General features: G+C 53.1%; 19 protein-coding genes. All 19 read right to left on the reverse strand.

The features are described from left to right. Positions 1–139: 139 nt before the first annotated feature. Positions 140–928 (reverse strand): cell division protein CpoB, encoded by a 789-nt coding sequence (gene cpoB, locus OLG56_RS14875; protein WP_001528827.1) that lies wholly within the window; start codon positions 926–928, stop codon positions 140–142. Positions 929–937: 9 nt separating this feature from the next. After that, positions 938–1,462 (reverse strand): peptidoglycan-associated lipoprotein Pal, encoded by a 525-nt coding sequence (gene pal / locus OLG56_RS14880; protein ID WP_001176621.1) that lies wholly within the window; start codon positions 1,460–1,462, stop codon positions 938–940. Positions 1,463–1,496: 34 nt separating this feature from the next. Next, complete coding sequence (tolB, locus tag OLG56_RS14885; protein WP_001562341.1) at positions 1,497–2,789, reverse strand: Tol-Pal system beta propeller repeat protein TolB; 1,293 nt, start codon at positions 2,787–2,789, stop codon at positions 1,497–1,499. A gap of 123 nt (positions 2,790–2,912) precedes the next feature. After that, the gene (tolA, locus tag OLG56_RS14890; protein WP_061377648.1) at positions 2,913–4,085 is read right to left on the reverse strand and encodes a cell envelope integrity protein TolA; all 1,173 of its coding nucleotides are present in this window, start codon (positions 4,083–4,085) and stop codon (positions 2,913–2,915) included. 64 nt (positions 4,086–4,149) lie between these two features. Next, positions 4,150–4,578, reverse strand: a complete 429-nt coding sequence (gene tolR, locus OLG56_RS14895; protein ID WP_000124676.1) for a colicin uptake protein TolR — start codon at positions 4,576–4,578, stop codon at positions 4,150–4,152. A gap of 3 nt (positions 4,579–4,581) precedes the next feature. Further along, positions 4,582–5,274, reverse strand: coding sequence for a Tol-Pal system protein TolQ (gene tolQ, locus OLG56_RS14900; protein WP_000131318.1), 693 nt, complete (start codon positions 5,272–5,274; stop codon positions 4,582–4,584). Beyond that, positions 5,271–5,675: a tol-pal system-associated acyl-CoA thioesterase gene (gene ybgC / locus OLG56_RS14905; protein WP_001046240.1), complete on the reverse strand. Its 405-nt coding sequence runs from the start codon at positions 5,673–5,675 to the stop codon at positions 5,271–5,273. Before ybgC ends, tolQ begins: the two co-directional genes overlap by 4 nt. Positions 5,676–5,903: 228 nt before the next feature. After that, positions 5,904–6,197 carry a cyd operon protein YbgE gene (ybgE, locus tag OLG56_RS14910; RefSeq protein WP_000148790.1) on the reverse strand — a complete coding sequence of 98 codons (294 nt, stop codon included), beginning with the start codon at positions 6,195–6,197 and terminating at the stop codon, positions 5,904–5,906. Next, a complete protein-coding gene (gene cydX / locus OLG56_RS14915; RefSeq protein ID WP_000270278.1) occupies positions 6,197–6,310 on the reverse strand; it encodes a cytochrome bd-I oxidase subunit CydX in 114 nt (37 codons plus the stop codon). Before cydX ends, ybgE begins: the two co-directional genes overlap by 1 nt. 14 nt (positions 6,311–6,324) lie before the next feature. Continuing rightward, positions 6,325–7,464, reverse strand: a complete 1,140-nt coding sequence (gene cydB, locus OLG56_RS14920) for a cytochrome d ubiquinol oxidase subunit II (RefSeq protein WP_000568258.1) — start codon at positions 7,462–7,464, stop codon at positions 6,325–6,327. 15 nt (positions 7,465–7,479) lie between these two features. Further along, positions 7,480–9,048 (reverse strand): cytochrome ubiquinol oxidase subunit I, encoded by a 1,569-nt coding sequence (gene cydA, locus OLG56_RS14925; RefSeq protein WP_000884369.1) that lies wholly within the window; start codon positions 9,046–9,048, stop codon positions 7,480–7,482. A 1,581-nt stretch (positions 9,049–10,629) separates the two neighbouring features. Then, a complete protein-coding gene (gene sucD / locus OLG56_RS14930) occupies positions 10,630–11,499 on the reverse strand; it encodes a succinate--CoA ligase subunit alpha (RefSeq protein WP_000114631.1) in 870 nt (289 codons plus the stop codon). Then, entirely contained in the window at positions 11,499–12,665 is a 1,167-nt protein-coding gene (gene sucC / locus OLG56_RS14935; protein WP_001048590.1) for an ADP-forming succinate--CoA ligase subunit beta, read from the reverse strand. Before sucC ends, sucD begins: the two co-directional genes overlap by 1 nt. 141 nt (positions 12,666–12,806) lie before the next feature. Next, entirely contained in the window at positions 12,807–14,015 is a 1,209-nt protein-coding gene (odhB, locus tag OLG56_RS14940; RefSeq protein ID WP_061377647.1) for a 2-oxoglutarate dehydrogenase complex dihydrolipoyllysine-residue succinyltransferase, read from the reverse strand. Positions 14,016–14,029: 14 nt separating this feature from the next. Next, positions 14,030–16,831, reverse strand: coding sequence for a 2-oxoglutarate dehydrogenase E1 component (gene sucA, locus OLG56_RS14945; RefSeq protein ID WP_001181500.1), 2,802 nt, complete (start codon positions 16,829–16,831; stop codon positions 14,030–14,032). Between the two features lie 525 nt (positions 16,832–17,356). After that, positions 17,357–18,073 carry a succinate dehydrogenase iron-sulfur subunit SdhB gene (gene sdhB, locus OLG56_RS14950; protein WP_001537859.1) on the reverse strand — a complete coding sequence of 239 codons (717 nt, stop codon included), beginning with the start codon at positions 18,071–18,073 and terminating at the stop codon, positions 17,357–17,359. Positions 18,074–18,089: 16 nt separating this feature from the next. Further along, a complete protein-coding gene (sdhA, locus tag OLG56_RS14955) occupies positions 18,090–19,856 on the reverse strand; it encodes a succinate dehydrogenase flavoprotein subunit (RefSeq protein WP_000775561.1) in 1,767 nt (588 codons plus the stop codon). Continuing rightward, positions 19,856–20,203: a succinate dehydrogenase membrane anchor subunit gene (sdhD, locus tag OLG56_RS14960; RefSeq protein WP_000254356.1), complete on the reverse strand. Its 348-nt coding sequence runs from the start codon at positions 20,201–20,203 to the stop codon at positions 19,856–19,858. Before sdhD ends, sdhA begins: the two co-directional genes overlap by 1 nt. Continuing rightward, the gene (gene sdhC / locus OLG56_RS14965) at positions 20,197–20,601 is read right to left on the reverse strand and encodes a succinate dehydrogenase cytochrome b556 subunit (protein WP_000263340.1); all 405 of its coding nucleotides are present in this window, start codon (positions 20,599–20,601) and stop codon (positions 20,197–20,199) included. Before sdhC ends, sdhD begins: the two co-directional genes overlap by 7 nt. Positions 20,602–20,692: the final 91 nt, after the last annotated feature.

Below are 20,692 nucleotides of genomic sequence, written 5' to 3' on the forward strand. Positions count from 1 at the left end.
TAATATCCCGTGGCAACGGCGGCATATATTACTGATTTCAGATTTGAGCGCAACAAAAATTTCGACGCAGGGGGCTCAACTGCTTAGGAATCGCACGACGCGACCAGAAAAAAGGCGTTTTCTGGTCGCATGGTACGCATTACATCGCGTTAAGACGCTTTTGCGCCTGTTTCGCGCCATCAGTGCCAGGATATTTGTTAATCACCTGCTGATAAACCGCTTTCGCTTTTGCCGTATCACCTTTGTCCTGCATGATAACGCCAACTTTGTACATCGCGTCCGCAGCCTTCGGCGACTTAGGATAGTTTTTTACTACCGAGGCGAAATAATAGGCGGCATCATCTTTTTTACCCTTGTTGTAATTCAACTGGCCCAGCCAGTAATTGGCGTTCGGCTGATAAGTAGAATCAGGGTATTTCTTGATGAAGTTCTGAAACGCCACAATCGCATCATCCTGGCGAGACTTATCCTGCACCAGCGCAATTGCCGCATTGTAATCGGTATTCGCATCGCCACTTTGTACCGGCGCCCCTGAGGTTGCCATACCGGCATCCGGAGCGGAGGTCGCAGCGGTTGCCGCCCCACTCTGGTCACCAGCTGCTGGCTGCGCTGCGCCGCCATTATTTAAGCTCCCCAGCTGCAGCATAATTTGCTTCTGGCGTTCCATCACCTGATTAAGTTGATACTGATTTTCCTGGATTTGGCCGCGCAAAGAATCGATATCGGACTGATTATCGGAGAGCTGCTGCTGAAGTTGGGTTAAAAGCTGGCTGTGAGCGTTAGAGATACGCTCAAGTTGAGTGACGCGGTCTTCGACCGAGCCTGAGCCGACACTACTGATTGGCGCCTGAGCAAAAGCGGCCCAGGGGGCCGCTATGCCAACCAGTAACGACAGACTCAACAGGTGATGTCTGAAGTTACTGCTCATGCAATTCTCTTAGTAAACCAGTACAGCGCGACGGTTCTTAGCGTAAGCCGCTTCGTCGTGGCCCAGTACGGCAGGTTTTTCTTTACCGTAAGAAACGATGGAGATCTGGTCAGCGGAAACACCTTTACCCTGCAGGTACATTTTAACGGCGTTAGCACGACGTTCGCCCAGGGAGATGTTGTATTCAGGCGTACCACGTTCGTCCGCGTGACCTTCTACGGTGACTTTGTAAGACGGGTTGCTACGCAGGAAGTTAGCGTGCGCATCCAGCATTGCCGCGAAGTCAGAACGGATATCGTACTTGTCGAGATCGAAGTAAACGATGTTGTTCTGCTGCAGCTGCTGCATCTGCAGACGCGCTTGCTCTTCAGATGACATGTTGCCGTTGCCGTTAGCGTCCATACCAGTGCCGGCGCCGTTCAGCATGCCGCCTTCGCTACCGTCATTGCTGGCGTTCTTGTTGGAAGAACATGCCGCGATTGCCATAACAGGCAGGGCAATCATCAGGCCCTTCAGCACTTTGTTCAGTTGCATTTCTTTAATTCCTTTAGTAATCAATTAATTATTATCACAGATACGGCGACCAGGCAGGCGATTTCACCTGACCATCAGTTGCCGGAAGACGCGCTTTGAAACGCCCATCTGTAGAAACCAAATTCAGCACAGATCCCATCCCCTGAGAAGAGCTGTAGATTACCATCGTGCCGTTAGGTGCCAGACTTGGCGTTTCATCCAGGAACGTTGACGACAGAACCTGTACGCCACCCGTCACCAGATCTTGTTTGGCAATGTGCTGCTGCCCGTTATTTGAGCTTACCATTACCATAAATTTACCGTCGCTGCTGACATCCGCATCCTGGTTTTGCGAACCTTCCCAGGTAATACGCTGCGCCGCACCGCCGTTAATGTTCATTTTATACACTTGCGGACGTCCAGCCTGGTCAGAAGTAAAGGCCAGAGTCTGGCTGTCCGGGAACCAGGTCGGCTCCGTATTGTTGCTACGCCCGTCCGTTATCTGACGAATCTGACCGGAGGCGAGATCCATAACGTACAGGTTCAGACTTCCGGTTTTCGATAACGCGAACGCCAGTTTCGTCCCATCCGGCGAGAAGGCCGGCGCGCCGTTGTGACGCGGGAAGGACGCAACCTGACGCACTGCGCCGTTTGCCAGCGTCTGGATAACCAGCGCGGAGCGACCGCTTTCAAATGTCACGTAAGCCAGTTTTGAGCCGTCCGGAGACCACGCCGGAGACATCAACGGCTGCGGAGAACGGTGCACTACGAACTGATTGTAGCCATCGTAATCCGACACACGCAGTTCATACGGGAACTGACCGCCGTTAGTCTGTACCACATAGGCGATACGAGTACGGAATGCGCCCTTAATGCCCGTCAGTTTTTCAAAGACTTCGTCACTGGCAGTGTGGCCTGCATAACGCAGCCACTGCTTGTTCACTTTATAAGAGTTTTGCGCCAGTACAGTCCCCGGCGCGCCGCCAGTGTCAACCAGCTGATAAGCAACATTGTAGGAACCGTCCGGATTCGGCGTGACCTGTCCAACGACGACGGCATCAATACCCAGCGCAGACCATGCGGTAGGCTGAACTTCCTGAGCGGTGGCTGGCTGCTGCGGCAGTCGGGACCGGTCTAACGGATTAAATTTACCGCTATTGCGTAAATCTGCCGCCACGATGCCGCCGATATCTTCAGGCGCAGCGCCCGGCCCGGCCCATTTAAAAGGCACAACGCCAATCGGTCGCGCCGAGTCCACCCCCTGGGTGATCTCGATACGGACTTCTGCGTGCAGCACCGCCGCCCACAGCATCAGAAAACCAAATGCTACTCGTAATGCCTGCTTCATCATATCTCCCATACCTGGGCCTGCGACCCACGATAATTTAGCAGAATGTTAACAAACTCAAATACACAAAACCACCAGGACCAGTAACAACTCAACTGCTCCAACTTCCATAAAGAAAAGTATCTACAGTTTAAAGTCTAGTTTGGCATCCTTTATTTTCTCATAAACAGCCTGGCTTGGCGGTTTAGGAATTTTCGCGGTTTTTGCCGCCATTAACGCCGCCTGACAAAGCGCCGGATCGCCGCCCTCAGACGTAATGCTTTTTAATGAGCCATCCGGCGCCAGGCTAATATGCAAGACACATTGTTTGCCCTGGTACAGGCTCGCATCATACAGACGGCTCTGAATGGCAACCTGAATCTGTTTCGCGTAGGCGCTGATATCAGCGCCTGTCGCCCCACCGTTAGCGCCCGATGTACCGCTATCTTTCGATGGCTGACCATTCCCTTTCGCGCCGCCGCCGGTTTTCGGCGCATTCTTACCCGAGCTGAGATCGCCAAGCAGATCGTCGACGCCTTCTGCGGCGGCCGCTTTTTCGGCAGCCGCTTTCTTCTTAGCGTCCGCCGCTGCTTTCGCCGCCTCGGCATCCGCTTTCTTCTTCGCCTCCGCTTTCGCCGCCTCGGCCTCTGCTTTCTTCTTCGCATCCGCCGCCGCTTTCGCCGCCTCGGCCTCCGCTTTCTTCTTCGCGTCCGCCGCTGCTTTCGCCGCTTCGGCCTCTGCTTTCTTCTTCGCATCCGCCGCCGCTTTCGCCGCTTCGGCCTCTGCTTTCTTCTTCGCATCCGCCGCCGCTTTCGCCGCTTCGGCCTCTGCTTTCTTCTTCGCGTCCGCCGCCGCTTTCGCCGCTTCGGCCTCTGCTTTTTTCTTCGCGTCCGCCGCCGCTTTCGCCGCTTCTTCGGCCTGTTGCTGCTGCTGTTGCGCCAGTTTTGCCGCTTCTTCAGCCTGCTTTTGCTGCTCCTGAGCCGCTAAACGTTCTTTCTCAAGTTGTTTCAACCGCTCCTGTTCGGCAGCCTGCTTCTGCTGCAGCTCCTCTGCTTGCTGCTGTTGCAGCTTTTTACGCTCTTCTTCCGCGCGTCTGGCGCTGGCCTGTTGATCCTGCTGACGGTTGTACTGCTGCACAACGGCGCCAGGATCGACCATCACCGCGTCGATAGCGGAACCGCCGCCGCCGCCGGCAGAAGCCTCTATATGCTCATCAAACGAACTCCAGATCAGCACTGCAAATAAGATGATATGCAGCACGGCTGAAATAATTATCGCCCGTTTGAGCTTGTCGTTTTGTTCGGTTGCCTTTGACACTCTCGGTTCCCAAAAAACTGTTCGCCTGTTACTCGCCGTCTTTCAAGCCAACGGGACGCAGACTTCAGATTGGCTGCGTCATTAAGCCAACCGATTTTACGCCCGCGCTGTGTAACAAGTTCAGCGCTTTAATTATTTCATCGTACGGCACCTCTTTCGCGCCGCCGATTAAAAAGACTGTTTTCGGATTAGCCTGCAGATGACGCTTTACTTCTGCGATCACCTGTTCAGACGGCAGTTGATCCATTCGATCTTTATCAACCACTACGCTGTATTGCCCTACTCCGGAAACCTCAATAATGACCGGTGGATCGTCGTTACTACTGACCGCTTGCGACTGATTCGCCTCCGGCAAGTCGACCTCCACGCTCTGGGTAATGATCGGCGCGGTTGCCATAAAGATCAGCAGCAGCACCAACAGTACGTCGAGCAGCGGTACAATATTGATTTCGGACTTAAGTTCGCGACGACCTCGTCCACGCGTTCTGGCCATGGCTTACCCCTTGTTGCTTTCGCTTACGGTAAACGCCTGGCGGTGCAGAATCGCGGTGAACTCTTCCATAAAGTTGTCGTAATTCAGTTCCAGCTTGTTCACGCGCTGATTCAGTCGGTTGTAAGCCATAACCGCAGGGATGGCGGCAAACAAACCAATCGCCGTGGCAATCAATGCTTCGGCAATACCCGGCGCAACCATTTGCAGAGTAGCCTGTTTCACCGCGCCCAGGGCGATAAACGCATGCATAATCCCCCATACGGTGCCAAACAGACCGATATAAGGACTGATAGAGCCTACCGTGCCAAGAAACGGGATATGCGTTTCCAGCGTTTCCAGCTCTCGGTTCATGGAGATGCGCATCGCACGCGACGCCCCCTCTACCACGGCCTCCGGTGCATGGCTGTTGGCGCGATGGAGCCGGACAAACTCTTTGAACCCGCTATAAAAGATTTGTTCCGAGCCCGACAGACTATCGCGTCTCCCCTGGCTTTCCTGGTACAGACGCGATAGTTCGATTCCGGACCAGAATTTATCTTCAAACGCTTCCGCCTCACGCGCAGCGGCGTTCAGGATACGCGTTCGCTGGATAATGATGGCCCAGGATGCTATTGAAAAACCAATCAAAATCAACATGATAAGTTTAACCAGAAGGCTTGCCTTCAGGAACAAATCAAGGATATTCATGTCAGTCACTGCTTAAACTCCGCGACAATAGACTTAGGAAGCGCACGAGGCTTCATTTTGAGTGGATCAACGCAAACAATCAGAACCTCTGCTTCATTTAGCAGCGTGTTCTCTGCGTTGACAATGCGTTGCGTGAAAACCAAAGCGGTGCCACGCATTGACGTAATTTCTGTTTGAACTTCAAGCATATCGTCGAGCCGCGCAGGCGCATAGTATTCCAGCGTCATCTTGCGCACCACAAAGGCGACCCGCTCCGCCAGCAGCACCTGTTGGCTGAAGTGATGGTGACGCAGCATCTCCGTGCGCGCTCTTTCATAAAAAGCGACATAGCTGGCGTGATAAACCACACCGCCGGCGTCCGTGTCTTCGTAATAAACTCGAATTGGCCATCGAAACATATACTTATTCATCCCTGCAGCCTCTTTGTTGGCGTCATCCGCTTGCCGCCGTAATGCCTCAAGAATGCCGTTGTATATCGCCTTGTATTCACTTTACATCCCGGTAATGCAACAAAAGTAGAGCTTTTAAACGTTGCTACTATACGCGCGGGAATGAGGCTTGGGAATGGGGGGAAGTTAAGGGAGAGTAAAAATATATGGGCTTATGCAAGCCCCTATATTTTTAAGGAGGTTTCTTATTCACAAGAAGAAGAAAATCAGGCCGACGATAAGGACGATATCCGCAAGGAGCGGACAAAAAATCCCTTGCCAGTGTACGGATTCAGGGCGAAAACCCACGCCGTGGATTATGCCTGCGCAAACCGCCCACATCAGCAATAATCCGTGCCAGATTTCAAGCGTGCTGGTCCTGGCGGCAAACCGTGACGGGTCCCAGAACATACATCCTGCCAGCACTATCGCCATCACGAAGGAAAGCGCCCTTAACGGGCGCTTGTCCATTACCGCATACAGTTTTGCGATAATATGGGTCATTAGCTTTCTTCTTGACCGGTTTTACCCGCTTCAACGTGCTCAAGCGCCAGGGCGGTAATGATCCCGAATGCACAGGCAAGAAGCGTTCCCAGAATCCATGCGAAATACCACATTTTAAGCTCCTTACTTAGTACAGAGAGTGGGTGTTGCTTTCAATATGTTCTTTAGTGATACGACCGAACATTTTCCAGTAACACCAGCTGGTGTAGATCAGAATGATCGGTACGAACACCGCCGCAACCCAGGTCATCAGGTTCAGCGTCATCTGGCTGGATGTCGCATCCCACATGGTCAGGCTGGCATTCATCATCGTGCTGGACGGCATCACAAATGGGAACATAGCGATACCCGCCGTCAGAATAATGCAGGCCAGGGTCAGCGAAGAGAACAGGAATGCCCACGCGCCTTTCTCCATACGGGAAGTCAGGATAGTCAGCAGCGGCAGAACCACGCCCAGAGCCGGAACCAACCACAGGATCGGAGCATTATTAAAGTTCACCAGCCAGGCGCCAGCTTCACGCGCCACTTCTTTAGTCAGCGGGTTAGAGGCGGCATGATGGTCAATCGCGGATGTCACGACATAACCATCAATACCATACATTACCCAAACGCCCGCCAGCGCAAAGCACACTAATGTCACCAGCGCCGCAATCTGCGAGGTGGCGCGCGCGCGCAGGTGCAGTTCGCCAACGGTACGCATTTGCAGGTAAGTCGCCCCCTGCGTGATGATCATCCCTACGCTTACGATGCCCGCCAGCAAACCAAACGGGTTCAGCAACTGGAAGAAGTTACCGGTGTAGTACAGACGCAGATACTCATCCACGTGGAACGGTACGCCCTGCAACAGGTTGCCAAAGGCCACGCCAATCACCAGCGGCGGCACAAAGCTACCGATGAACACGCCCCAGTCCCACATGTTGCGCCAGCGCGGGTCTTCAATCTTAGAACGGTAATCAAAACCGACCGGACGGAAGAACAAAGACGCCAGCACCAGGATCATCGCCACATAGAAACCGGAGAACGCCGCAGCGTAAACCATCGGCCAGGCAGCAAACAACGCGCCGCCCGCGGTGATCAACCACACCTGGTTACCGTCCCAGTGTGGGGCGATAGAGTTAATCATAATTCGACGTTCGGTGTCGTTACGACCGAGGAAACGGGTGAGCATCCCCACCCCCATGTCGAACCCATCGGTGACAGCGAAACCAATTAGCAAAATGCCAACCAGCAGCCACCAGATAAAACGTAGTACTTCATAATCGATCATTTGACGACTCCTGTCTTAGCGTGCCGGCTGAGAAGTCACGGTGGACTGCTCAAAGTGATAGCGACCGGTTTTCAGGCTGCTTGGGCCAAGGCGTGCAAATTTGAACATCAGGAACAATTCTGCCACCAGGAACAGGGTATACAGGCCGCAAATCAGGAACATGGAGAACAGCAGATCGCCCACGGTCAGCGATGAGTTCGCCACGGCTGTCGGCAACACTTCGCCGATCGCCCACGGCTGACGACCATACTCGGCGACGAACCAACCTGCTTCAACCGCAATCCACGGCAGTGGAATACCGTACAGCGCCGCGCGCAACAGCCATTTTTTCTCACCGATGCGGTTACGAATCACGCTCCAGAAGGAAAGTGCGATGATCGCCAGCAGCAGGAAGCCGCACGCCACCATGATACGGAAAGCGAAGTACAGCGGCGCAACGCGAGGAATGGAATCTTTCGTCGCTTGCTGGATCTGCGCTTCGGTCGCGTCAGTCACATTAGGCGTATAGCGTTTCAGCAGCAGGCCGTAACCGAGATCTTTCTTCATGCTGTTGAACTGGTCGCGAACGGCCTGGTCGGTAGAACCGGCGCGCAGCTGCTCCAGCAGTTCATAGGCTTTCATCCCGTTACGGATACGCTCTTCATGCTGAACCATGAGATCTTTCAGGCCAATAACCGGCGTGTCCACGGAACGCGTAGCGATAATACCGAGCGCATAAGGGATCTGAATCGCCAGATGGTTTTCCTGTTTGTCCTGGTCAGGAATACCGAACAAGGTAAAGGAGGCCGGAGCAGGTTGCGTTTCCCATTCAGCTTCAATCGCAGCGAGCTTGGTTTTCTGCACGTCGCCCATTTCGTAACCGGATTCGTCGCCGAGTACGATAACGGACAGTACGGCAGCCATACCGAAGCTGGCGGCAATAGCAAAGGAGCGTTTAGCAAAGGCGAAGTCACGACCTTTCAGCATGTAGTAAGCGCTGATACCGAGGATGAACATCGCGCCGGTGACATAGCCGGACGCCACAGTGTGAACAAATTTCACCTGTGCTACCGGGTTCAGCACCAGTTCAGAGAAGCTCACCATTTCCATACGCATGGTTTCGAAATTGAAATCCGCAGCGATTGGGTTTTGCATCCAGCCGTTCGCTACCAGAATCCACAACGCGGAGAGGTTGGACCCCAGAGCCACCAGCCAGGTGACGCACATATGCTGAACTTTACTCAGACGATCCCAGCCGAAGAAGAACAGACCTACAAAGGTGGATTCGAGGAAGAAGGCCATCAAACCTTCGATGGCCAGCGGCGCACCGAAGATGTCCCCAACATAGTGGGAGTAGTACGACCAGTTTGTCCCGAACTGGAACTCCATGGTCAAACCGGTAGCCACACCCAGAGCAAAGTTGATACCAAACAACTTGCCCCAGAACTTGGTCATATCTTTATAAATCTGTTTGCCGGAAAGGACGTATACCGTTTCCATAATGGCCAGCAGGAACGCCATACCGAGCGTTAGCGGCACAAACAGGAAGTGGTACATCGCGGTCAAGGCAAACTGTAAGCGCGACAGTTCGACTATATCTAACATCATGACTCCTTGCTCATCGCATGAAGACTCCGAGAGTGAACCCCGTTAGAAAGGGTCACACGCATGCCCCAATACAAATTTATTTGCGGCCTTCCATCGTACTATCCCCTCGGGAAGGAAACAGTAATGATGAAAGGTTACAAACATGTTAATAAAAAACCCAAATTGATCCCGCAAATATATTACGCCGTAAAACCCTTACAATAAACAGGTTTTTAGTGGGTCAGATTTGCTTTTTTCGACAGCGATCAATTTATGGCTAATCTATCGCTTTTCAGGGAATTTGATCACGGACAATTTAACCAGTTTTGATGCTCTTTTCCAACATTTAAATATTGATTAAAATCAATTTTTGAAGTTAATGTTAATAATGTTTATTCATTGAATGCATGGTGAATTTTTTGTTAACTTTTTGTTTTTGCAAAGAGTAATTTCAGACCCCCTGTAAAAAGAGGCTTATTCGGTAAGGCTAAACATTTTGTGCGTTTTTTACTGCCCCTCATCCAGTAAAAAACATTCCACATTGATGTTCAATTATTGCTAAATAGCTCACAGATTTTTTCTGTAGGTTATCAACACTTATTATTTTATACATTTAGTCTATTTTTATTTTACTTATAATTAACACCGCAAAGAAACTATCTCATTGCACACGCGCCATCATCCCACCGGGATTACCCTGCCCCAACTTCCCTTTCCCGACGACTAACGGCCAGGATCATCTTGCCAGGTTATCGCCTTAATTATCGCTAATAAGCTTTCCAGATAACCAGAAACAAACATTTTATTCGCTACTTTTTTTTATTTCAATAACACCGTATTTACCTCTCTATAATTATTATAGCGAAGATTCTGTTATCACCTTCACAGATTCACCCTCAATTTCTACGTCACTCATAGTGATAATTCTGTTTATTCGCAGCCATAAATACCCTTTAAACATGATTAATCACGAACGAATAGTGTCAATAAGTTCTTAATAATTTTTAAAGTTAACCTCTTTTAACCAGCAAAAGTTCATATAATTTATTAAACGATATCTTTAATACTTCATGGAAATAATGTCGGTACTCTTATGATTAAAATAGCTGTTTTATTCTGCCATTAAACAAGCAGTCTGTGTAAGCGCGATACATCTGAGGAGACATGTAGTTCGCGCTCAGGCAAACATGCGCGGCCACAGAGTCAAGCGTCAATTTACTATAGAGGTTAGCGTCAACATAGTGTAATGCTGCGATGCGTTTTTTTCATGGCGGAAAGCGCATAATCCGTCTCCAGTGAGGTCGGCAGGTCTTTCACTAAGACAGCATCTGTATTTGCTGAAAAAGAGTTAACCAGCAAACTGAGTAAATTTACTGCCGCTGCCAGACGGTTATTATCAATTATTTTTAGACTCCACCATGTTTTTTTAATGAGGCATCATTTTCCTATAGTTCAATATTTACAAAGCCAATAATTTTATATCCCGGATGCTTCACCCGTACTTTGCCACAAACAATAAAGCCATAAAAAAGGCCACCGTAAAGGTGGCCAACCATGTCGAAAACGGACATTTATCTGTTCCCGCAGGAACAGCGAGTTTTATTTTATAATTGCTTTCAGCGCTTCGCCGATATCGGCCAGGCTGCGAACGGTTTTCACGCCCGCGGCTTCCAGCGCGGCGAATTTTTCATCCGCAGTGCCTTTACCACCGGCAATGATGGCGCCAGCGTGGCCCATACGCTTGCCTTTCGGCGCGGTAACACCCGCGATATAGCCAACAACCGGCTTGGTCACGTGGTCTTTAATATAAGCCGCCGCTTCTTCTTCTGCGCTACCGCCGATCTCGCCGATCATCACGATCGCTTCAGTCTGCGGATCTTCCTGGAACAGCTTCAGGATGTCGATGAAGTTAGAGCCCGGAATCGGGTCGCCGCCGATACCCACGCAGGTGGACTGGCCGAAACCGTAGTCGGTGGTCTGCTTAACCGCTTCATAGGTCAGCGTGCCGGAACGGGAAACGATACCCACTTTACCCGGCTTATGAATGTGACCCGGCATGATGCCGATTTTGCATTCGCCCGGGGTGATCACACCTGGGCAGTTCGGGCCGATCATGCGTACGCCCGCTTCGTCCAGCTTCACTTTCACGGTCAGCATATCCAGCGTCGGAATACCTTCGGTGATGGTGATAATCAGTTTGATGCCTGCGTCGATCGCTTCCAGAATGGAGTCTTTGCAGAACGGCGCCGGCACGTAGATAACGGATGCGGTCGCACCGGTAGCTTCTACCGCTTCGCGCACGGTGTTGAACACCGGCAGACCCAGATGCGTGGTGCCGCCTTTGCCCGGCGTTACGCCGCCGACCATCTGCGTACCGTAAGCAATCGCCTGTTCGGAGTGGAAAGTCCCCTGGCTACCGGTGAAGCCCTGGCAGATAACCTTGGTATCTTTATTAATTAAAACGGACATTATTTCCCCTCCACTGCGGCAACAACCTGCTGAGCTGCATCCGTCAGACTTTTCGCTGCAATAATATTCAGGCCACTGTCAGCCAGTTTCTTCGCGCCGAGTTCAGCGTTGTTGCCTTCCAGACGCACCACCACCGGAACATTCACGCCCACTTCTTCCACCGCGCCGATGATACCGTCGGCAATCAGGTCACAACGGACGATACCGCCGAAGATGTTAACCAGAACCGCTTTCACGTTGTCATCCGAGAGGATGATTTTAAACGCTTCGGTGACGCGCTCTTTGGTTGCGCCGCCGCCCACGTCAAGGAAGTTAGCCGGTTCGCCGCCATGCAGCTTAACGATGTCCATGGTGCCCATCGCCAGGCCCGCGCCGTTCACCATGCAACCGATGTTGCCGTCCAGCGCGACGTAGTTCAGTTCCCACTGCGCCGCCTGCGCTTCACGCGGATCTTCCTGAGACTGGTCACGCATTTCACGCAGATCCGGCTGGCGGAACAGCGCGTTGCCGTCAGCGCCCAGCTTGCCGTCGAGGCAAATCAGATCGCCCTGCTTAGTGATCACCAGCGGATTAATTTCGATTAGCGCCAGGTCGCGCTCAAGGAAAATGGTTGCCAGGCCCATAAAGATTTTGGTGAACTGCTGCACCAGTTTACCTTCCAGACCCAATTTGAACGCCAGTTCCCGTCCCTGATACGGCATCGGGCCGGTCAGCGGATCGAGCGCGACTTTATGGATCAGATGCGGGGTTTCCTCCGCGACTTTTTCGATCTCTACGCCGCCTTCGGTAGACGCCATAAAGACCACGCGACGAGAACTACGGTCAACTACCGCGCCGAGGTACAGTTCTTTGCCGATGTCGGTCGCCGCTTCAACCAGAATCTGGTTTACCGGTTGGCCATTAGCGTCTGTTTGATAGGTCACCAGACGTTTGCCCAGCCAGTTTTCCGCGAAGGCGCGAATCTCTTCTTTGCTTTTTACTACCTTCACACCGCCCGCTTTGCCGCGGCCGCCAGCGTGAACCTGACATTTCACTACCCACGGGCCGGCACCGATTTTAGACGCGGCTTCTTCGGCTTCACGCGGAGTAGTACAGGCATAACCCACCGGCGCCGGTAAGCCATAGCGGGCAAAAAGTTGTTTTGCCTGATATTCATGTAAGTTCATGTGTTCTGTCCATCCTTCAGGTAATCGTTATCTTTAGACCTGTAGGCCTGAAAGCTGCGCGCCATCAGGCATTACACCATCGCCGGATGGCGGCGTGAACGCCTTGTCCGGCCTACAGGTAGCAGGTGATGCTCTTGCTGACTACACGTCCAACAGCAGACGGGTCGGATCTTCCAGCAACTCTTTGATGGTGACCAGGAAGCCCACGGATTCGCGACCATCGATCAGGCGATGATCGTAAGAGAGCGCCAGGTACATCATCGGCAGGATCTCAACCTGACCATTCACTGCCATCGGACGATCTTTGATAGCGTGCATACCCAGAATTGCGCTCTGCGGTGGGTTGATGATAGGCGTAGACATCAGGGAACCGAACACACCACCGTTGGTGATGGTGAAGTTACCACCGGTCAGGTCTTCTACGGTCAGCTTGCCGTCGCGGCCTTTGACAGCCAGTTCTTTAATTTTTTTCTCAATGTCAGCCATGCCCAGCGTATCCACGTCACGCAGGACCGGCGTGACCAGGCCGCGCGGCGTAGACACCGCCATGCTCACATCAAAGTAGTTGTGATACACCACGTCATCGCCGTCGATAGAGGCGTTCACTTCCGGATAACGCTTCAGCGCTTCCACTACCGCTTTCACGTAGAAGGACATAAAGCCCAGGCGGATACCATGACGTTTTTCAAACACTTCGCCATACTGCTTACGCAAATCCATAATCGGCTTCATGTTGACTTCATTGAAGGTCGTCAGCATGGCGGTAGAATTTTTCGCTTCCAGCAGACGCTCGGCCACGCGCTTGCGCAGGCGGGTCATTGGCACGCGTTTTTCGCCGCGCGCGCCCAGAGCGGGTTGTGCTGCAGGTTCAACAACAGGTGCTTTAGACTCGCCTTTCGCCAGATGTTTTTCCACATCTTCACGGGTCAGACGCCCACCCACACCAGTGCCTTTAATGGCGCTGGCTTCCAGATTGTGTTCAGCCAGCAGGCGACGGATCGCCGGGCTGAGCGCATCGTTGTTTTGTTCTTCCAGCGACGCCTGCTGGCGCTGTGCCGGCGTAGACGCTTTCTCTTCAGATTTCGCGCTGGTCTCTTTACCCGCGCTGTTGCCTTCACGCAGGCGACCCAGGATCTGGCGAGAGGTGACAGTCGTCCCCTCCTCTTCCAGAACCGCATCCAGAATGCCGTCCGCTGATGCCGGTACTTCCAGTACCACTTTGTCAGTTTCGATTTCTACCAGCACTTCGTCACGAACAACCGCATCGCCCGGTTTTTTATGCCAGGTGGCGACGGTCGCGTCCGCTACGGACTCAGGCAGGTCGGGAACAAGAATATCTACGCTACTCATTATTTATCCTTTATTTAATCGACGTTCAGCGCGTCATTAACCAGATCTTGTTGCTGTTTCTGGTGAACGGACATATACCCTACCGCCGGAGAGGCGGAGGCCGGGCGACCTGCATAACGCAGAGCGGCCCCAAACGGAATCACTTCACGGAAATGATGCTGACTGCAGTACCATGCGCCCTGGTTGAGCGGCTCTTCCTGGCACCAGACAAAATCATGGACGTGAGCGTATGGTTGCAGCGCTTCCTGCACCGCTTTATGCGGGAACGGATAGAGCTGTTCGATGCGCACGATAGCGACATCTTTCTGGTCGTTTTTGCGCCGTTGTTCCAGCAGGTCGTAATAAACCTTACCAGAACACATTACCACGCGTTTTACGGCTTTAGGGTCCAGCTCGTCAATTTCGCCAATGGCCGGCTGGAAGGAACCGTTCGCCAGTTCATCAAGCGTGGAAACCGCCAGCGGGTGACGCAGCAGCGATTTCGGCGACATCACCACCAGCGGACGACGCATCCCGCGCAGCGCCTGACGGCGCAGCATATGGTAGACCTGCGCCGGGGTGGACGGCACGCAAACCTGCATATTCTGCTCGGCGCAAAGTTGCAGATAACGTTCCAGACGCGCGGAGGAGTGCTCCGGCCCCTGCCCTTCATAGCCATGCGGCAACAGCATCACCAGACCGCACATCCGGCCCCATTTCTGCTCGCCGGAGGAGATGAACTGGTCAATCACTACCTGCGCGCCGTTGGCAAAATCGCCAAACTGCGCTTCCCAGATAGTCAGGGTACGTGGTTCCGCCGTGGCATAACCGTATTCAAAAGCCAGTACCGCTTCTTCAGACAGCACGGAGTCCCAGACTTTAAACTGTCCCTGACCGCTGTGAATATGCTGCAACGGCGTATACGTTGAGCCGTTCGTCTGGTTGTGGATCACCGCATGACGATGGAAGAAGGTGCCGCGACCGGAGTCTTCCCCGGACAGGCGCACCGGAATGCCTTCATCGACCAGCGTGGCGTAAGCCAGATTTTCCGCGCCGCCCCAGTCAAACAATTTCTCGCCTGCCGCCATTGCCTGACGGTCGCCATAAATTTTCGCCACGCGAGACTGCATTTCAATGGCTTCCGGCACGGTGCTGATACGTTTTGCCAGCTCCTGCAGGCGCTTCATTTCTACCTTGTTCGGGTATGCTTCATCCCATTCGTGGTTTAGATACGGCGACCAGGTGAACGAGTGCATATTCATCGGACGCCACTCTTTCACCACGCATTCGCCTGCATCCAGCGCATCGCGATAGAGGTTGACCATTTCGGTGGCATCTTCCAGCGTTGCGACCTTATCAGCTTCCAGTTTGTCGGCGTAGATTTTACGCGGCGTCGGATGCTTTTTGATTTTCTGGTACATCAGCGGCTGGGTTGCGCTTGGCTCGTCGGCTTCGTTGTGGCCGTGACGGCGGTAGCACACCAGATCGATGAACACATCGCGTTTAAAGGTATTACGGAAGTCCAGTGCCAGACGGGTCACAAAAGCGACGGCTTCCGGATCGTCCGCATTGACGTGGAAAATCGGCGCCTGGACCATTTTACCGATATCGGTGCAGTAAGGCGTTGAACGAGCATCCAGTGGGTTAGAGGTGGTGAAACCTACCTGGTTGTTGATAACGATACGTACCGTACCGCCCACTTCGTAACCGCGCGCTTTCGACATGTTCAGGGTTTCCTGAACCACGCCCTGGCCGGTCACCGCGGCGTCGCCGTGAATAGTGATCGGCAACACTTTGTTGCTGCTCGGTTCGTCCAGTCTGTCCAGACGGGCGCGCACGGAGCCCATCACCACCGGGCTCACAATTTCCAGATGCGATGGGTTAAACGCCAGCGCCAGGTGAACCAGACCGCCTTCGGTTTCGATATCTGACGAGAAGCCCATGTGATACTTCACGTCGCCGGTACCCAGATGTTCTTTATGCTTACCGGCAAATTCGTCGAACAGATCCTGCGGTTTTTTACCCAGTACGTTGATCAGCACGTTCAGGCGACCGCGGTGCGCCATCCCCAGCACCACTTCGCGAGTGCCGCTGTTACCCGCATGGCGAACCATCTCTTTCAGCATGGGTATCAGCGCATCTCCCCCCTCGAGCGAGAAACGTTTCGCACCCGGGAATTTGGCACCCAGATAACGTTCCAGCCCTTCAGCGGCGGTCAGCTCGTTCAGGAAGCGTTTTTTCTCGTCAGCGCTAAAGGCCGCGCGACCGGATTCGATGCGCTGTTGGATCCAGCGTTTCTCTTCGGTGCTGGTGATGTGCATATACTCAGCGCCAATCGGGCCGCAGTAGGTCTGTTTGAGCGCGTCGAGCAGCTCGCCCAGCTTCATCGTCTCTTTGCCGCTGGCAAAGGAGCCGACATTGAAGGTTTCCTGGAAATCGGCCTCGGTCAAATCATGGAAAGAAGGATCCAGATCCGCCACGCGTTCTTGTTTCCACAGTCCCAGCGGATCGAGGTTTGCATGCTGATGGCCACGGAAACGATAAGCGTTGATAAGCTGCAGGACTTTAACCTGCTTCACATTGGTGTCAGGGTCGGAAATCGTAGAAGAGTGACGTGAGCCAGCCAACGCCTGCCGCCGGAAATATTCACGTGTTTTTGAATGGAGTTGATCCGGTTTGACTCCGGTACCAGGTAACTGCTGGAACGTCAAACGCCAGTTAGCGTCTACCGAGTCAGGATCGGTTAAGAAGTCTTCATAGAGCTGTTCTATCCAGCTCTGATTCGAACCAGAGAGGTAAGAAGAGTCCAACCAGGCTTTCAAAGCGCTGTTCTGCATCGTGATCCCTTAAGCATCTTTTCTGCTTATTTAATACTCTAAATAGGTCACGTTTCAGGAAGGCGGCAAGCTTGCGAATCCCTGGGAGCTTACATCCAGTAAGTGACCGGGGTGAGCAAGTGCAGCCAACGCACATGCAACGTGATCTATGACGAGTATTTCGCCGTGGATACTAACCACGCATACGCTGTATGCGTGCCGGGGTTCACTTGTTGCGGACTGTCGTGTCATCTGCGTCCGCTAAGGAACCTTTAAAAACTGTCTAATAATCTTCGCTGTTCAGGCTACGACTGCGTTGCGGCCTTCGCTCACTCCGGTCACATAGTTAACTATGCTCCCGAAGATTCGTTCAGACCGCGCCTTGTCTCGCTCTGAACATCTCGATTATTACTAATCATATGGCAGTTTTTAGAGGTTTCCTGCACTTCTATTGCCCGATGGCGCCTGGCTTATCAGGCCTACAGAATACGTAACCCGTAGGCCGGATAAGACGGTACGTCGCCATCCGGCAACTACTACAACTACTTATGCGCTACGCTGCAACAGCATCGACTTAATATGGCCGATAGCGCGCGTCGGGTTCAGTCCCTTAGGACATACACTGACGCAGTTCATAATGCTGTGACAGCGGAATACGCTGAATGCATCGCTCATCCCTTCCAGACGACTGTCGGTCTCGGTATCACGACTATCGATCAGGAATCGATACGCCGCGAGCAGCCCCGCCGGACCGATAAACTTATCCGGGTTCCACCAGAATGACGGGCAGGATGTTGAGCAACAGGCGCAAAGAATACATTCATACAGCCCATCGAGTTTTTCACGCTGCTCCGGCATCTGCAGATGCTCACGAGCCGGTGGATTTTGCCCATTATTCAATAAGTAAGGCTTAATCTTCTCATATTGTGCGTAGAATTGCCCCATGTCTACCACCAAATCGCGGATCACCGGCAAACCGGGTAGCGGGCGAATCACAATCTTCTTACCCGGCTGAGTCAGCGCCGAAATAGGGGTAATACAGGCCAGACCATTCTTACCGTTCATATTCAAACCATCAGAACCACACACGCCTTCGCGGCAGGAACGGCGGAAAGAAAGGCTGGGATCTTTTTCTTTAAGCTGGATTAACGCATCCAGCAGCATCATGTCACGCCCTTCTTCGCCTTCCAGGGTGTAGTCCTGCATACGCGGAGCGTTATCGACATCCGGGTTATAACGATAAATCGAAAATTCGAGTTTCATCATCCTGTCTCCGCAATTAATAAGTACGAATCTTCGGCGGGAACGCCGGACGCAGTTTCGGTTCCATATTGACGCTTCGGCGCGTCATGGATTCCGTTTGCGGTTGATACAGGGTATGACACAACCAGTTGGCATCATCACGCTCCGGGAAATCGAAGCGGCTATGCGCGCCGCGGCTTTCCGTCCGGAAGTTGGCTGATACGGCAGTGGCGTAGGCGGTTTCCATCAGGTTATCCAGCTCCAGACACTCAACACGCTGGGTATTAAACTCGCTGGACGTGTCATCCAGACGGGCGTTTTTCAGACGCTCGCGGATCACTTTCAACTGCTCAAGCCCTTTCGCCATCGCGTCGCCTTCACGGAATACGGAGAAGTTATGCTGCATACACTCCTGCAACGCTTTGCGGATAGCCACCGGATCTTCGCCATTGCGGTTATTGTTCCAGCGATTCAGGCGCTCCAGAGAACCTTCAACGTCAGACTCGCTGGCGTCGCGCAGCACGCCCTGCTCGGCGATGGATTCCTGTAAATGCAGCCCCGCCGCACGGCCAAAGACCACCAGATCCAGCAGTGAGTTACCGCCCAGACGGTTGGCGCCGTGAACCGATACACAGGCGATTTCGCCTACCGCAAACAGCCCCGGAATCACCACATCTTCGCCCTGCTCGTTCACGGTCAGCGCCTGACCGGTCACTTTAGTCGGAATACCGCCCATCATGTAGTGGCAGGTCGGGATAACCGGAATCGGCTCTTTCACCGGGTCAACGTGGGCGAATGTGCGGGACAGCTCCAGGATACCCGGCAGGCGAGATTCCAGCACCTCTTTACCCAGGTGATCCAGTTTCAGTTTAGCGTGCGGCCCCCACGGACCATCACAGCCGCGACCTTCACGGATTTCGATCATGATGGAACGCGCCACCACGTCACGACCCGCCAGGTCTTTGGCGTTCGGCGCATAACGCTCCATAAAGCGCTCGCCGTGTTTGTTCAGCAGGTAACCGCCTTCGCCGCGGCAGCCTTCTGTCACCAGCACGCCCGCCCCGGCGATACCGGTCGGGTGGAACTGCCACATTTCCATGTCCTGCACCGGGACACCGGCACGCAGCGCCATACCGACACCGTCACCGGTATTGATATGAGCGTTGGTGGTGGACTGGTAGATACGGCCTGCGCCGCCGGTCGCCAGCACCGTCGCGCGGGCTTTGAAGTACACCACTTCACCGGTTTCGATGCACAGTGCGGTACACCCCACCACCGCGCCATCCTGGTTTTTCACCAGATCCAGCGCATACCATTCGGAGAAAATCGTGGTGTGGTTTTTCAAATTCTGTTGATACAGCGTATGTAGCAAGGCGTGACCGGTACGGTCAGCCGCTGCCGCGGTACGTGCCGCCTGCTCGCCGCCAAAGTTTTTCGACTGGCCGCCGAACGGGCGCTGATAGATACGTCCATCATCAAGACGGGAGAACGGTAGCCCCATGTGCTCCAGTTCCAGAATCGCTTCCGGTCCGGTCTTACACATATATTCGATGGCATCCTGGTCACCAATGTAGTCCGACCCCTTAACGGTGTCGTACATGTGCCATTCCCAGTTATCTTCATGGGTATTGCCGAGCGCCACGGTGATACCGCCCTGCGCGGAAACGGTATGGGAACGGGTCGGGAAGACTTTCGAGAGCAGCGCACAGGTTTGGCCGCTCTGGGAAATTTGCAGCGCCGCGCGCATACCTGCGCCACCGGCACCAATCACAACAGCATCAAATTCTCTGACTGGCAGTTTCATTACACACCCCACACCACAACAAATCCATAGATGACGTAAACCACCAGCGCAACAACAATAACGAGTTGCAGTATCAGACGCACTGCCAGTGGTTTAACGTAGTCGGTTAACACCTGCCACATGCCGATCCAGGCATGAATCAAGATGGAAAAAAGCGCCAGCAGGGTGAAGACTTTGGTGAAGGCCGATGAGAAGAAACCGGTCCAGGCTTCAAAGGTCAGTTCGCCGCTCGTGGCGAAAAAACCCACCATGTAGATGATGTATAACGTCAGAACGATAGCGGTAGCACGGACCAGGATGAAGTCATGTACGCCATTGCGTCCTAATGCGGAGGCGTTGCTTACCATACGAGGACTCCTGCGAGAAGTGAAAGCACGACAGTGATAACAAAAGAGATTTTGGCAGAGCGTTGACCCGCTTCGAATGTTTCTTCCAGATAGCCAAAATCCATTAACATGTGACGAATTCCCACGATGACGTGATACGCCAGCGCGGTAAGGATGCCCCACATGATAAATTTAACGATGAAGCCGTCCATGATATCGGCGGCCTGCTGGAATCCTTCCGGAGAAGAGAGGCTGGTGCCCAGTAGCCACAGTAGTATGCCGACTGCGATGAAAGTAATCACACCGGATACGCGATGGAGAATGGACGCTATCGCTGTGATGGGGAACCGAATCGTTTGTAGATCCAGATTGACAGGTCTTTGTTTTTTCACATTTCTTATCATGAATAACGCCCACATGCTGTTCTTATTATTCCCTTAAGACTTCGGTTACAGAGGTGAATCTACCTGTAGCCAGAAAGACGACGGGATTTCCTTCCTCCGGTCTGCG

Source organism: Salmonella sp. 2018103, from assembly GCF_026247685.1.
GTDB classification, from domain to species: Bacteria; Pseudomonadota; Gammaproteobacteria; order Enterobacterales; family Enterobacteriaceae; genus Salmonella; species Salmonella enterica.

Bases quoted from the DNA above. Each gene is read 5' to 3' on its own strand.
- cydX (WP_000270278.1), bottom strand. From the start codon at position 6,310: ATGTGGTATTTCGCATGGATTCTGGGAACGCTTCTTGCCTGTGCATTC.
- tolB (WP_001562341.1), bottom strand. From the start codon at position 2,789: ATGAAGCAGGCATTACGAGTAGCATTTGGTTTTCTGATGCTGTGGGCG.
- sdhA (WP_000775561.1), bottom strand. From the start codon at position 19,856: ATGAAACTGCCAGTCAGAGAATTTGATGCTGTTGTGATTGGTGCCGGT.
- ybgC (WP_001046240.1), bottom strand. From the start codon at position 5,675: ATGAATAAGTATATGTTTCGATGGCCAATTCGAGTTTATTACGAAGAC.
- ybgE (WP_000148790.1), bottom strand. From the start codon at position 6,197: ATGACCCATATTATCGCAAAACTGTATGCGGTAATGGACAAGCGCCCG.
- pal (WP_001176621.1), bottom strand. From the start codon at position 1,462: ATGCAACTGAACAAAGTGCTGAAGGGCCTGATGATTGCCCTGCCTGTT.
- cpoB (WP_001528827.1), bottom strand. From the start codon at position 928: ATGAGCAGTAACTTCAGACATCACCTGTTGAGTCTGTCGTTACTGGTT.
- tolR (WP_000124676.1), bottom strand. From the start codon at position 4,578: ATGGCCAGAACGCGTGGACGAGGTCGTCGCGAACTTAAGTCCGAAATC.
- odhB (WP_061377647.1), bottom strand. From the start codon at position 14,015: ATGAGTAGCGTAGATATTCTTGTTCCCGACCTGCCTGAGTCCGTAGCG.
- cydB (WP_000568258.1), bottom strand. From the start codon at position 7,464: ATGATCGATTATGAAGTACTACGTTTTATCTGGTGGCTGCTGGTTGGC.
- sdhD (WP_000254356.1), bottom strand. From the start codon at position 20,203: ATGGTAAGCAACGCCTCCGCATTAGGACGCAATGGCGTACATGACTTC.
- sdhB (WP_001537859.1), bottom strand. From the start codon at position 18,073: ATGAAACTCGAATTTTCGATTTATCGTTATAACCCGGATGTCGATAAC.
- sucA (WP_001181500.1), bottom strand. From the start codon at position 16,831: ATGCAGAACAGCGCTTTGAAAGCCTGGTTGGACTCTTCTTACCTCTCT.
- cydA (WP_000884369.1), bottom strand. From the start codon at position 9,048: ATGTTAGATATAGTCGAACTGTCGCGCTTACAGTTTGCCTTGACCGCG.
- sdhC (WP_000263340.1), bottom strand. From the start codon at position 20,601: ATGTGGGCGTTATTCATGATAAGAAATGTGAAAAAACAAAGACCTGTC.
- sucC (WP_001048590.1), bottom strand. From the start codon at position 12,665: ATGAACTTACATGAATATCAGGCAAAACAACTTTTTGCCCGCTATGGC.
- sucD (WP_000114631.1), bottom strand. From the start codon at position 11,499: ATGTCCGTTTTAATTAATAAAGATACCAAGGTTATCTGCCAGGGCTTC.